The 13,203-nt window shown below is 74.7% G+C and carries 12 protein-coding genes; 8 read left to right on the top strand and 4 right to left on the bottom strand.

Annotation, left to right across the window (positions count from 1 at the left end; all coding sequences use genetic code 11):
• The first annotated feature begins 1 nt into the window (after position 1).
• Positions 2 to 1,801: a hypothetical protein gene (locus ACFV1W_RS18990; protein WP_380417971.1), complete on the top strand. Its 1,800-nt coding sequence runs from the start codon at positions 2 to 4 to the stop codon at positions 1,799 to 1,801.
• A 29-nt stretch (positions 1,802 to 1,830) separates the two neighbouring features.
• Here ACFV1W_RS18990 and ACFV1W_RS18985 read toward each other — a convergent pair whose 3' ends face one another.
• Entirely contained in the window at positions 1,831 to 2,442 is a 612-nt protein-coding gene (locus ACFV1W_RS18985) for a hypothetical protein (protein WP_380417969.1), read from the bottom strand.
• Positions 2,443 to 2,557: 115 nt separating this feature from the next.
• On the bottom strand, positions 2,558 to 3,238 hold the full coding sequence (locus ACFV1W_RS18980; RefSeq protein ID WP_380417967.1) for a response regulator: 681 nt from the start codon (positions 3,236 to 3,238) through the stop codon (positions 2,558 to 2,560).
• A gap of 197 nt (positions 3,239 to 3,435) precedes the next feature.
• Here ACFV1W_RS18980 and ACFV1W_RS18975 point away from each other — a divergent pair, with 197 nt between their 5' ends.
• Positions 3,436 to 4,023 (top strand): zinc ribbon domain-containing protein, encoded by a 588-nt coding sequence (locus ACFV1W_RS18975; RefSeq protein WP_380418057.1) that lies wholly within the window; start codon positions 3,436 to 3,438, stop codon positions 4,021 to 4,023.
• A 33-nt stretch (positions 4,024 to 4,056) separates the two neighbouring features.
• On the opposite strand, the gene ACFV1W_RS18970 is transcribed toward ACFV1W_RS18975, so the two are convergent.
• On the bottom strand, positions 4,057 to 5,244 hold the full coding sequence (locus ACFV1W_RS18970; protein WP_380417965.1) for a sensor histidine kinase: 1,188 nt from the start codon (positions 5,242 to 5,244) through the stop codon (positions 4,057 to 4,059).
• An 82-nt stretch (positions 5,245 to 5,326) separates the two neighbouring features.
• On the bottom strand, positions 5,327 to 6,001 hold the full coding sequence (locus tag ACFV1W_RS18965; RefSeq protein ID WP_380417963.1) for a hypothetical protein: 675 nt from the start codon (positions 5,999 to 6,001) through the stop codon (positions 5,327 to 5,329).
• Between the two features lie 237 nt (positions 6,002 to 6,238).
• On the opposite strand from ACFV1W_RS18965, the gene ACFV1W_RS18960 reads away from it, so the two are divergent.
• From ACFV1W_RS18960 to ACFV1W_RS18935, 6 genes are all read left to right on the top strand, one after another.
• Positions 6,239 to 6,958, top strand: coding sequence for a Crp/Fnr family transcriptional regulator (locus ACFV1W_RS18960; RefSeq protein WP_380417961.1), 720 nt, complete (start codon positions 6,239 to 6,241; stop codon positions 6,956 to 6,958).
• Between the two features lie 111 nt (positions 6,959 to 7,069).
• Entirely contained in the window at positions 7,070 to 7,858 is a 789-nt protein-coding gene (locus ACFV1W_RS18955; RefSeq protein ID WP_380417959.1) for a hypothetical protein, read from the top strand.
• Complete coding sequence (locus ACFV1W_RS18950; RefSeq protein ID WP_380417957.1) at positions 7,855 to 10,071, top strand: hypothetical protein; 2,217 nt, start codon at positions 7,855 to 7,857, stop codon at positions 10,069 to 10,071. The genes ACFV1W_RS18955 and ACFV1W_RS18950 overlap by 4 nt, the downstream gene beginning before the upstream one ends.
• 43 nt (positions 10,072 to 10,114) lie before the next feature.
• Entirely contained in the window at positions 10,115 to 11,080 is a 966-nt protein-coding gene (locus ACFV1W_RS18945) for a hypothetical protein (protein ID WP_380417955.1), read from the top strand.
• 16 nt (positions 11,081 to 11,096) lie between these two features.
• Positions 11,097 to 11,627, top strand: coding sequence for a Pycsar system effector family protein (locus ACFV1W_RS18940; RefSeq protein WP_380417953.1), 531 nt, complete (start codon positions 11,097 to 11,099; stop codon positions 11,625 to 11,627).
• Between the two features lie 102 nt (positions 11,628 to 11,729).
• Positions 11,730 to 13,203: M48 family metalloprotease (locus ACFV1W_RS18935; RefSeq protein WP_380417951.1), on the top strand; the 1,474-nt coding region annotated here is incomplete at its 3' end.

Genomic DNA, 13,203 nt, shown 5'->3' with positions numbered 1-13,203 from the left:
GGTGAAGCCCTCCGCCTCGAAGAAGCCGGACCCGGGCGCCGAGGCCTTCACCGAGGGCGTCCGCCTGCTGCGCGGCAACCCGGCGTTCGCCGCCCTGCGCGCCGACCTCTGCCGCACCCAGGACTGCGCCACCGCCCCGCCGGACGGCTGGGCGGTGGTCGACTCCGACGGCACCGTGCACGTCGACCCGCGCCGCCGGGCCGAACCCGAGGAGTGGGCCTGGGTGGTGGCCCACTGCCTGCTGCACCTCGGCTTCGGCCACCTCCCGGCCGCCCGCGGCACCCGGGTCCAGCCCGACCCGCACACGGCGGCCGCCCGCTGCGCGGTGGTCAACCGCTTCCTCGCCACCTTTCCGGTCGGCCGCGCCCCGGTCGCGCTCCCCCAGGCGTACCCGGGCGGCGACGAGGAGGAGCTGGCCGCCCTCTGGCGCCGCGACGGCCTGCCTCCGGCCGGGGCCGCCGGGACGGCCGGCACCGCCGGCGCCGGCGCTTGCGACCAGCTGCTGGTCGAGTGGCGCGGCCACGGCCAGGTCCCCGAGGACTGGCAGGCGTCCTTCGCGGCGGCCCTCACCCGCACCATGTCGGCCGCGATGGACCGGGCCGGCGGGCGGATCGACGCCGAGACCGGCGAGCGCCTGCCCGAGCGGCCCTGGACCAGGGCGCTCGGCTGGTTCGTCTCCTCGTACCCGCTGCTCGGCGGCATCGCGGCCGGTCTCACCGTCGTGGCCGACGCCGAACTCGCCCGGGCGCACGACATCGCCGTCGCGGCGGTCAACGCCGAGGTCGGCGAGATCTACGTCAACCCGCTGCGCCACCACTCCGACGAGGAGTGGCGGTTCATCCTCGGGCACGAGATCCTGCACGCCGCCCTGCGGCACGGCGAGCGCCGCGGCGGGCGGGACCCGTTCCTGTTCAACGTGGCCGCCGACTACGTCATCAACGGCTGGCTGCTGGAGATGGGCGTCGGCGAGATGCCCGAAGGGCTGCTGCACGACCCCCGGTTGGAGGGCCTGTCGGCCGAGGAGGTGTACGACCGGATCGCCCACGACCAGCGCCGGATCCGCCGCCTCGCCACCCTGGCCGGGAAGAACCGCCCGGACGTCCTCGGCGAACCGCCGGCCCGCGAGCGGCGCCCCTACGTGGACCTCGACGACTTCTACCGGCGCGGGCTGCAGCAGGGGTTCGAGCTGCACCGGCGCGCACGCGGCCTGCTCCCGGCCGGGCTGGTCGAGGAGATCCGCGCGCTCGCCCACCCACCGCTGTCCTGGGACGCCCGGTTGGCGCGCTGGTTCGACGAGTTCGTGCCGAGCCCGGAGCCGGTGCGCAGCTACTTCCGCCCGGCCCGCCGGCAGTCCGCCACCCCGGACATCCCCCGGGCCGGCCGCTACCGCCCCGAGGAGGAGGTCCCGCGCTGCACCTTCGGGGTCGTCCTGGACACCTCGGGCTCGATGGACCGGACGCTGCTCGGCAAGGCGCTCGGCGCGATCGCCTCGTACGCCGCCGCCAGGGACGTCCCGGCCGCCCGGGTGGTGCACTGCGACGCCGCCCCGCACGACGCCGGGTACCTCCCGGTCGAGGAGATCGCCGGGCGGCTCCGGGTGCACGGGCGGGGCGGCACCGTCCTCCAGCCGGGCATCGACCTGCTGGAGCGGGCCGAGGACTTCCCGCCCGGCGCGCCCGTCCTGGTGATCACCGACGGCGAGTGCGACGTGCTGCGGGTGCGCCGCGAGCACGCCTTCCTCGTCCCGCGCGGCGCCGGGCTGCCGTTCACCCCGCGCGGGCCGGTGTTCCGGATGAGCTGACGGCCCGCCGCCGGCCGGGCCGCCGACAGTCAGGCCAGCGCCGGGCGCAGGGCGGCGGCCGGCCGGGTCAGCGGGGCGAGGGCGCCGAGGTAGCAGACGGCCGCGAGCGGGATGAAGGCCAGGTCGGCCGCCGTGGCGACCGTGCCGACCAGCATCAGCACCGGGCTCCACCAGCGCAGCGTCCGGCCGGCCCCCACCGAGGCGGCGACCAGCAGGGCCAGCAGGCCGACGTAGAACAGCAGCGGGCCGACCTGGTACACGGCCGGGAGCACCCCGGGGACGTCCTGGATCCGCCCGAACAGCCGTGACTGCTCGTCCTTGGTCGCCGAGAGCACACCGACGCACAGGTCGATCCCGATCTGGACCAGCGAGGCCAGCAGACCCGCGAACGCCGTCCCCAGCGCGGCGTTCGCGGCCAGCCTCCCGGCCGTGGTGCCGCGCGGGGCGAGCAGGGCGCGCAGGGCGAGCAGCACCGGGACGAACAGCAGCAGGCCGGCGAACATCGCGGTGTGCCCCGCGGTCCAGCCGAGGCCCGGCTGACGCGAGCCGGGCACCAGGCGGATCCCGCCGTAGAGGGCCATCAGCGCGGGGGCGCCGACGGCGGCGTAGCTGGCGAGGCGGGCGGTGCGAGTGGCGTTCATCTGACGATCTCCAACGGTGGACGTGCTCCGACACCACAGAGCCTGTCCGCCGGACCGCTCGTCACGGATCGCCCGCACCGGCGAACTCCCCACCTCCCCCGCGCGGGGGAGTTCCTCAGGACTCCCCCGCCACCACCGCCCCGGCCTCGTACGCGAACACCACCGCGTGCACCCGGTCGCGCAGCCCGAGCTTGCTCAGCACGTTGCTGACGTGGGTCTTCACGGTGTGCTCGCTGACCACCAGTTCGGCCGCGATCTCCGCGTTGGACAGCCCGCGGGCGATCAGCCGCAGCGTCTCCTGCTCGCGCAGGGTCAGCTGCTCCAGCAGCTTGGACGGCGGCCGCACCGCCCGTTCCCGGCTGCCCGGCCGGCGGGCGGCGAACTCACCGATCAGCCGCTTGGTCACCGAGGGCGCGAGCAGCGCCTCCCCCGAGGCGACCATCCGCACCCCGTGCGCCAGGTCGTCCCGCCGGACGTCCTTCAGCAGGAAGCCGCTGGCGCCCGCGTACAGCGCGTCGAAGACGTAGTCGTCGATGTCGAAGGTGGTCAGCATGATGACCTTGGTGGCCGGGAACTCCCCGCACACCCGACGGGCCGCCTCCAGACCGTCCATCACCGGCATCCGGACGTCCAGCAGCAGCACGTCCGGGTTGTGCGTGCGCACCGCCTCGACCGCCTCGGCGCCGTCACAGGCCTCGGCCACCACCTCGATGTCCGGCTGGGCGTCCAGGATCATCCCGAACCCGGCCCGCACCAGCTCCTGGTCGTCCGCGACCACCACCCGAATTGACGTCATCAGATCTCCTTCGTGGATACCCCCGGCTTCAGCCGGGGGTGGGGGTACCTCCCGCGTGCGGGGGAGAAACGAAGCTCCCGCCTAGCGGGGCAGAGAAAGCCAGACCGCCGCCAAGGCGGTGTGGCGTCCCGCGAGGTGATCACCAGTAGGTGGCCGCCCGGACGAGTGTTACCGTGCGTGTCGTGACGGCCACTCACATGAAGCGGGCGTCCAAGTTCCGCTTCTACCCGACCGATGCGCAGGCGGCCGAGCTGTCGCGCACGTTCGGCCGCGTGCGGCTCGTCTGCAACAAGGCGCTGGCCGCCCGGTCGGACGCGTGGCCGATGGGCCGGGAGCGGGTGACCTACAACGCCACGTCGGCGATACTGACGGCGTGGAAGGAGAGCGAGGAGCTGGCGTTCCTCTGCGAGGTGTCCTGCGTTCCGCTGCAGCAGGCGCTGCGGCACCAGAAGACAGCTGCGGACCTGCTGGAATACAAATGTGATTGGTACGGCCGCGAGCTGATCACCGCCGACCGGTGGTTCCCCAGCTCCAAGCTGTGCTCGGCCTGCGGAACCATCCGCGACGACATTCCCCTGAACGTCCGTGAATGGACGTGCCGCTGCGGAGCGGTCCACGACCGGGACGTGAACGCGGCACCCAACCTCCTGGCCGCCGGACTGGCAGTTGCAGCCTGTGGAGACGGTGTAAGACCTCAACGGATCACTCCGGGCGGGCAGTCGTCGATGAAGCAGGAAGTCGTCCCACCGCAGCGCCAACGCGCAGCGGCTCAGCCGCGAGGCTGAGGGGAATCCCCCGGCTACGGCCGGGGGAGGAAGTCAACCGCCCACCCTCTCCACCACGCCCGCCGGCCCCAGCGGCAGCCGGGCACTCACCAGGAAACCCCTGCCGTCCGGCCCCGGTCCGGCCTCGGCCCGGCCGCCGCAGGCCGCCGCCCGCTCGCGGATGCCGACCAGCCCGCGGCCGCCGGACCAGCCGGCCACCGTACGGTCGGCGGTCAGCGGCACGCCTCGGCCGTTGTCGGAGACCACCACCTCCAGCACCTCCCCGGCGCGCCGCACCCGGATCGCGGCCCGGTCGGCCCCGGAGTGCTTGACGGTGTTGGTCAGCGCCTCCTGCACGATCCGGAACGCGGCCGCCTCCACGTCGGCGGGCAGGGAGCCCAGTCCGTCGGCGAGTTCGAGCTCGACCCCCAGGCCGGACCGGCGCACCCGCTCGGCCACGTCGGCGAGTTCGGCCAGCCGGGGCTGCGGCGCCAGCTCGCGGGCCGCCTCCGCGTCCTTCAAAACCCCCAGCACCCGGCGCAGTTGGACCATCGCGTCCCGGCCGGAGTCGGCGATGGTGTCGAAGGCGCGGATCGCCCGCTCCGGGTTGTCGCGCACCACCAGCGGCCCGGCCTCGGCCTGGATGACCATCAAGGAGACGGCGTGCGCCAGGATGTCGTGCATCTCCCGGGCGATCCGGGCCCGCTCCTCGGCGACCGCCTGGGCCGCCTCGCTGGCCGCCCGCACCCCGGCCTCCCGCGCCCGCTCCGCCTCCACCCGGACCAACTGCCGCTGGGTGCGCACCAGGGCGCCGAAGACGAACGAGCCGACCGAGGTGAGCACGCTGAACAGCGCGCCGTTCGGCGAGTGGGTGCCGATCACGTTGGCGACCACCACCACCGCCAGCACCGTCCAGCGCTGCCGGTCCGGGAAGCGCTCCGCCACCGTGTACATCCCGATCACCACGTAGAGCGGCACCTGCGGGTTCGCCGAGTGCGCCACCACCGACAGCACCAGCGAGGGCAGGCTGCCGACGAGCAGGAGGGGCAGCGAGGCGCGTCGCCGCCAGGGCAGGAACACCGAGGTGGACACCGCCAGCAGGTACACCCACCAGGGCCAGTCCGTGTCGTCGTTGTAGACCGACCACACCGACACCGCCACCGAGCAGACCGTCAGGAAGGTGTCCAGCACGTACGGGCTCAGCCCGGCCGTGCGGCTCCGCCAACGCGCCGCGCGCTCCACCGTCGCACCTCCCCCGTACCCGGGGAAGCCGCCCCCGCGGAGAAGATCATGCCCTACCGGCAGAACCTCCGGCACCGCCCGGTCAGACACCGCTGACCGTCACACCACCGGTCTCCGCCCGCGCGGTGATGCTGTGCGCCGCACCCGGGTGGGAGGGGATGCCCACGTCCGTGCCGCCGTCCTGGGCCCGCGCGGTCACTGTGTAAGCCTCCGCGGACGGGACCCTCAGCCACACCCCGCCGTTGCCCACCTCGGCGTCCAGGGTCGTCGGCGCCGCCGCGAAGTCCGCGTGCACCCCGCCGTTGGTCGCGCTCAGGTGTGCGGTCGGGGAGGTCAGCCCCGTCGCCTCGACCCCGCCGTTCTCCACCGAGGCCTCCACCTCGGCGGACAGCCCGACCAGCCGAACCCCGCCGTTCTCCTCCTTGATCCGCACCTTGGTACCGGCCGGCACCCGCACCTCGTACCCGACCCCGCAGGAGGAGCAGGAGTACGCCAGGCGCAGCACGCCGTCCTTCACCTCGTGGGAGGTCTTCGGCGCCTCCCCCCGGTAGGTCTGCCGCTCGACCACCTGCACCGCGTCGCCGGTGCCGGTCACCACCACCCCGCCGTCCTCCCCCTCGACCACCAGTTCCTTGACCGGATCGGTCACTCCGTAGCTGACCGTCCTGTGCTCGTCCGACTCCCAGAACGGCAGGCACCCCTGCATCCCCAGCACCACCGCCGCCGTGATCGCCACCGCGCCCAGTACCCGCTTCATGTCCGGCCCCTTCCGCAAGCCCCGTCGTCCCGACGCCAGAAGCCTCCCTCGGCCGCCCGCCGCTCCACCTCCCCCGCCGGAGCGGTTCCCGCCCCTCCCCCGCGAGGGGGAGGAAGGTCGGGGGGAATTCGCGGATTCACCGGCGCAGCGGCCGCTTCGCTAGTAACTTGTTGGCCCGCGCGCCACCGCTCCCGAGCCCGACCGCGCCACGGCGAACCCAGCGAGGGCTGATCAGGCATGGCCAACACGCCGCCCGGCGGACCAGGTCCCGCGACCGGTCACGGCCTCGACGACCGGGTGCCCTTCCTGGCCCGGCTCGACCACGCCGACCGCACCGCGCTGCTCGCCCTCGGCCGCCGGCTCGACTACCCCGCGCGCACCACCGCACTGCGCGAGGGCGAACCCTCCGACCACGTGCTGCTCGTCCTGCGCGGCTGGCTCAAGGTGACCGCCGCCGCCGAGAACGGGTACGAGGCGCTGCTCGCCCTGCGCGGCCCCGGCGACATCGTCGGCGAGTCCGCCGCGCTCAGCGGCAGGCCCCGGGCGGCCACCGTCACCGCGCTGGAACGGGTCGAGGCCAGCGCCGTCGACCGGACCGCCTTCACCGCCTACCTCCAGCGCACCCCCGCGGCCTCGATGCAACTGCTGGCGCTCTCCACCGACCGGCTGCGGGCCGCCGACCACCACCGGCTGAAGTTCGCCTCGCTCACCGTCAGCGAACGCCTCGCCGACCTGCTGCTGGAACTCGCCCGTACCCACGGCCGCCGCACCGCCGAGGGCATCGTCGTGTCCGTCCCGCTCAGTCAGCAGGAACTGGCCGGCTCGGTCGGCGCCTCCCGGGAGGCCGTCGCCCGGCTGCTCAAGTCCCTGCGGGACCGCGGCATCGTCGTCACCAGCCGCCGCTCACTGGTCATCGCGCGCCCCGAACTGCTCCGGAGGCCCGGTCAAGTCCGCTGATCCGCACGGAGGTTCTGTGCACACCGTCACAGAACGAGTGCCACATCGGCGCTCACACCGACACGCCCCCAACGGGCAGGCTGAGGCCCGACGACGAACCGAGAGGCGACCATGACCGACCCGGTGAACCACACCATCCTGCTGCTGGACATCGAGCAGTTCGGCAGGCGGGACGACGTCGAGCAGGCGTTCATGCGCCGGATGCTCTACTCCGTCCTGCACGAGACGCTGCGCAGCGCCGGTGTCGAACCCGCCGAACAGCGCCTGGAGGACCGCGGCGACTCCGTGATGGCCCTGATCAGCCCCACCGTCCCCAAGCCCCGGCTGCTGCACGCGCTGATCAACGAGACCCCCACTCTGCTGCACGCCAACAACCGCCTCGCGGCCGCCGGCGCCCGGGTACGGCTGCGGATCGTGCTCGCCTCCGGCGAGGTCGCCGTCCAGGAACTCGGCGGGGCACTCGGCGGCGCCGTCGGCTGGGACCTCAACCAGGCGTTCCGGCTGCTGGACTCCACCGCCCTGCGCGAGGCGCTGCGACACCGGGACGGCCCCTGCGTGCTCGGCGTCTCCGACGCGCTCTACCAGGGCATCGTCCGGCACGGTCACGGCGGACTGCTGCCGGAGGCGTTCCACCGGGTCACCGTCCAGGGCAAGGAGGGCGACTTCACGGCCTGGCTGCACGGCGAACCCGCGCCCGCGCCGGCCGAGGCCCCGAGCCCCGTCCCGGCCGCCGCCCCCGCGCCGCCCCCGGCCGAGAGCCGCACCCCCGCCACCTTCCAGTTCCTCGGCGGGACCCCGACCTTCGGCGGCGCCCTGATCGGCGGCGACCAGCACATCGTCTCCGGCGGCGAGGTCCACGGCGACGTCAACACCGGCAACACGGTGGGCGGTGAGCGATGACCGCCACCGCCGAACCGGACGCCGCCGCCCAGCCGCTCGACCCCGACGAGCTCCAGGAGGCCCCGCCCGAGGAGCCGCAGAACGCCCTGGAGGCCGTCCAGGAACTGCTGGAGCACGTCCCGGACGGGTTCGCCGGCCGCAACTACCTCTTCGCCGGCGGCAGTCCCGACTTCGGCGGCGACCTGATCGGCGGCGACCGGCACACCGTCTCCGGCGGTCAGGTCCACGGCGACGTCGTCACCGGCCCGAAGACCACCGTCTACCAGTTCGGCTCCGCCTTCGGCGCCCCACCGCACGCCTCCGGCGAGGTCCCCGCCGCGGAGCTCACCGCCCTCACCACGGTCTTCCGGCCCGGACCGGCCTTCCAGCAGGCCCTCCAGCAGCTGCGCGAGCAGCGCGTCCTGATCCTCACCGGACGGGCCGACACCGGGCGGCGCTCCGCCGCGCTGATGCTGCTGCACACGCTCGGCATCCGCCGGATCCGCAACCTCGACCCCGGTGTCTCCCCCACCGCGCTGCTCACCGGCGCCGAACCGGCCCCGGGCTACCTGCTCGCCGACTACACCACCCCCCGCACCCGCCCGCTGCTCCGGTCCGACCTCGACCGGCTGCGCGAGACCCTCGCCAAGCAGGACGGCTACCTGGTCGTCACCACCACCCGCTCCGCCGCGATCCGCGAACTCCCCACCGTCGACTGGCAGCCTCCCGACCCCGTGCTCGTCCTCGGCGCCCACCTGGACGCCCTGCGGGACGGCCTGCCCTCCGGCCGGCACCTGCTCACCCTGGAACCCGTCGAGGAGTTCCTGGCCAAGTACCCGCCGATCCGCGAAGTGGCCGAGTTCGCCGTCGAGTTGGCCCGCTACTCCCCCGAGACCGACCGCCCCTCCGACCTCGCCGACTTCGGTCACGGCATCGTCCAGGAGAAGGTCGGCCGCTGGTTCGGGGACGACAAGCTCCCGCTCCAGGAGAAGGCGTTCCTGATCTCCCTGGCCGTCTTCGACCACGCCCCCTACACCCTCGCCGCCGAGTGCGCCGACAAGCTGTTCCGCCGCCTGGAGACCATCCGCACCGCCGGGGAACCGGACGGCATCCCGCCCTTCGGCAGCTCGGTCGAGGAGCGCATGGCCCTCGCCCGCGCCGAACTCACCGAGGAGATCGAACAGACCCCGTGGGGCCCGGTCCCGCAGCGGATGGCCTCGTTCCTGGACCCCCGCACCTCACCCACGCTGCTGCGCGAGGTCTGGACGGGCCACCCCTCCGCCCGCCCCGCGATCACCGGCTGGCTCAACGCGCTGGCCACCGACTCCCGCGCCCTGGTACGGGCCCGGGTCGCCTCCACCACCGCCCTGCTGGCCTCCGTCGACCTCTCCGCCACCATGAGCGGACTGCTCGGCCCCTGGTCCGGCGCCAAGGACTTCCGGCTCTGCCTCCAGGCCGCCAACAGCCTCGCCCTCGCCTACCACGCGGGCACCGCCGCCGTCCCGCGGATCCTGTCCAGCTGGGCGGGCGACGACAACGCCCGCCGCCGCTGGACCGCCATCCGCTGCTACGCCCTGCTCGGCCCGCTCCTGCCCGCCCAGGCCCTGGAGGCCTTCGTGCTGGCCGCCGAACGGCTGAGCGACGAGGAGCTCGACCAGCTAGCCGCCAAGGTCCAGCCCGGCGCGCAGCCCCCGGCGCCCGACCGGGCCGACCGCTTCCAGGTGCTCGGCCTGCTCGAAGCGGCCGAGCTGCTGCTGCTCTCCGCCGAGGCCGAGCAGGTGCTGCGCGCCCTGGTCCGCTGGCTCTCCGGCCCGGCCGCCCTGCGGCAGCTGGCCCTGGCCGTCTTCCTGACCGCCGCCCGGCGCACCGAGGACACCGCCGTCGGCCGGCCGCTGCTGCTCGACTGGTACGCCCGCAGCCCGCGCCCCGAGCCGGGGAGCGTGGTCAGCGTCACGGTGCTGGCCGCCCCCGAGGATCCCGTGCCCGTCCGCTCGCTGCTGGCCGCCCTGTGGCGCACGGCGCTGGAGGACCGCCGCTACCGCGACGCGGCGCTGGGCGTGCTGCGCGGCTGGCTGGTCGGCGCCGCTGACCAGCCGGAGACCACCGCCCGGCTCACCGAGCTCTTCGACGACCTGGCCGTCACCGAGCGCGACCGCCGACGGCTCGACCACCTCGTCCACACCGTCCACTCCGGCAGCCCGGCGGCCCCAGTCCCGGTCCCGCCCGGCGGCTGAAGCCGCACCACCCGAACCCGTCCCGATCCTGGAGCACCCGCGCATGTCGGCACGACACAGCCCTGACTTCCCCGCCGGCGACCTCGTCGACCCGGTCCTGACGGTCCACCCGCTCGGCCGGGCGCTCGGCCTGCCCAAGCGGCCGAACGCCCGGGCGGACTCCGCCCTGGTCCTGACCACGCCGTCCGGTGACCACCAGGTCTACCTGCCGCCGCACCGCCCGGGCTTCAGCGACCTGGTCGGCCGCGGCTACCAGGCCGCCTTCGAGGTCGACCTCGGCCTGCACCACCTGCGGGCCGAGGAGCGGCTGCCCGGCCGGGACGACGTCGGCGCCTTCGAGGCCGTGGTGGAGATCGACTGGCAGGTGGCGGCGGCGGAGCTGGTCGTGGCCAGCCGGATCCGGGACGTCCCGGCGCTGCTCGTCCCCCGGATCCGGCAGCGGATGCGGGCGGTCACCCGCAACCTCACCACCGACCAGAGCGGCGAGGCGGAGACCGCCGTCCAGCGGGCGCTGGACGAGTACCCCGTCGCCGAGGCCGAGGGCCTGCGGGTGCGCTGCTCCGTCCAGCTGGACATCGACCAGGCCGCCCGCGAACAGAAGGAGCGGCTGCGCGGCTACCACTTCGACACCCAGGCGCACCCGCACGCCCTCCGGCAGGTCGAGGAGTCCCACGAGATCCTCGCCGCGAAGGCGAAGTTCTACCAGTACCACCTGGAGCAGGGCGGGGTCACCGCCTGGGCCCTCCAGGTCGCCGCCCACCCCGAGGACCTGAGGGAGGCCCTCAAGTACCTGAAGGACGAGCAGCGGGAACTGGTCCAGGGCCAGCTCCACGTGATCGAGCGTCTGCTCGACCAGAAAGCCCTGGAGGAGTTCGAGCTGGAGGGCCCCCGCCAGGACGCCAGGGCCGCGCTCGAAGCCCTCCTGCGGCAGCGGCCCGCCGGCCCGGCCTCGCCCGGCCCGGGCGGGCCCCGGCTCGACAAGGGCCCGAACCCTCCGCTCGCGCAGTGAACCCGAGGAGCCCACCGTGTCCGCCTCACCCACCACCCCCGCGCCCACCAGCACTCTGCCGGCACCGCCGCCCGGCGCCGCCCTGCTCGCCGAACTGCGCACCGAGATCGCCCGCGCGGACAGCAAGGCCGCCGTCCTGGTCGCCGCCCTCGGCGTGATCGTCGGGGTGCTCGGCGGCCTGCTCACCAGCACCGGCTGGGCACCGCAGCAGCTCTCCGGCGCCGCCAAGGTGCTGCTCGCCCTCGGCGGGCTCGGCCTCACCGTCTCCCTGGTCGCGCTGCTGTTCGCGGTGCTGCCCCGCTTCCGCCGCAGCAGCTGGCGGCCCGGCCGCCCGCTCGGCTACTTCGGGGACATCCGGCTGGCCGCCGAGCAGGGACTGCTCGCCGACGCCCTGGCCGACACCGAGCGCCTGGCCGCCGAGGCCGTCCACGCCGCGCTCGCGGAGAACAGCCTGATCGTCTCGCGGAAGCACTCCTGGGTCCGGGTCGGCGTCCTCGCCTTCGGCGCCGGCCTGTTCCCGCTGGTCACCGCCCTGTTCCTGGGCTGAACCGGCGCCGCACGCCCCGTCCAGCACCGCCCGCACCGTCCTGCACAGCCCAGCACCGTACGGACGCCGCCCCGCGCGCGTCCCGTTCCCGAGGACCTCACCATGACCGATCCGACCTACCCGGACGCCCCGCCGCCGCAGCACCCCGGAACCCCGCCCCAGTACCCGACCGTGCCGCCGCAGCACCCGCAGGCCGCTCCCCAGTACCCGGCCTCGGCCCCGCCGCCGTCCCCCGGCGCGACCCCGCCGCCGTACCCGGGCGCGGCCGTACCGCCCCAGTACCCGGCCTCGGCCCCGCCGCAGTACCCGACCGCCACCCCGCCGCCGTACCCGGGCGCGGCCGTACCGCCCCAGTACCCGGCCTCGGCCCCGCCGCAGTACCCGACCGCCACCCCGCAGTACCCCACCCCGCAGTACCCCACCCCCACCCCGCCCCCGCAGCAACCGCCCCGCATCCCCGCCCAGGGCTTCGCCCCGCCGCCCGCCCCGCCGCAGCCGCCGGTCCTCGACCCCACCGTCGACATCGACCCGCACACCGGCCGGATCCACCTGGCCGCCCGCCAGCGCGGCGCCGATGCCACCGCGATCGGCCAACTGGTGTTCCAGCTCCCGCACTTCCTGTGCAGCCTGCTGGTGATCGGGATCGTCTCGCTCTTCCTGGCCGAGCCGTTCAACCTGCTGCTGATCGGCGCCTGGATCGCCTCCGGCGCGCTGGTCTTCCATCGCCCGACCGAGAAGGTCCTCGCCCGCTACCTGTTCCGGATGCGTCCGGCCCTGCACTCCGAGCTGACCAGGCTGGGGCCGATCTGGCACCAGGTGACCGCCAAGGCTGGAGTGAGCCCGGACACCTACGACCTGTGGATCGAGGACCACAAGGCCGTCAACGCCACCGCGGCCGCCGGCCACATCGTCGGCGTCACCCGCTACGCGCTGGAGACCCTCCCGGACGCCCAGCTGGCCGCCGTACTCGCCCACGAGCTCGGCCACCACCGCGGCGGTCACGCCTGGGCGACCCTGCTCGGTTACTGGTACTCGATGCCGGCCCGGATCGCCTGGGCGGCCTTCCGGATCGCGGCGGTGATCGCCTTCCGGATCGCCTCGGTGTTCTCGCTGCTCGGCGCCCTCGTGGTCGGGCTGGTCTCGCTCGCCGTGGTGGCGGCCGTGGCCCTCTCCTTCCCGCCGCTGCTGCTGGTCCTGGTCACGCCGTACCTGCTCGCCGCGGTCGGCCGCCGTTCGGAGCTGCGGGCGGACGTCCAGGCCGCCGAGCTCGGGTTCGCCGACGCCATGATCGAGGTCTTCCACGGCTTCCTCCGGGACGAGGAGCAGGCTCTGGCGATCGCCGCGCGGGAGAACGGCGGCCGGGCCGTCCGCCCGGGCCTGGGCCAGCGCCTGCTCTCCACCCACCCGGACACCCACACCAGGATCCGCCGCCTGGAGGACTGGCGGGGGGGGGGCGGGCGCGCCCGGGCCCCGGGGGCCGCCCCCCCCCGGGCCCGTGCTGCGCCGCGCCCCCCCCCCGGCCCCGCGGCGTGGCGCGGGCCTCTTAGGCTGGAGGGGCAGGTCAGGACAGGGATCG

This window comes from Kitasatospora sp. NPDC059648, assembly GCF_042734825.1.
GTDB lineage: Bacteria > Actinomycetota > Actinomycetes > Streptomycetales > Streptomycetaceae > Kitasatospora.
This window is presented reverse-complemented; position numbering and strand designations above follow the sequence as displayed.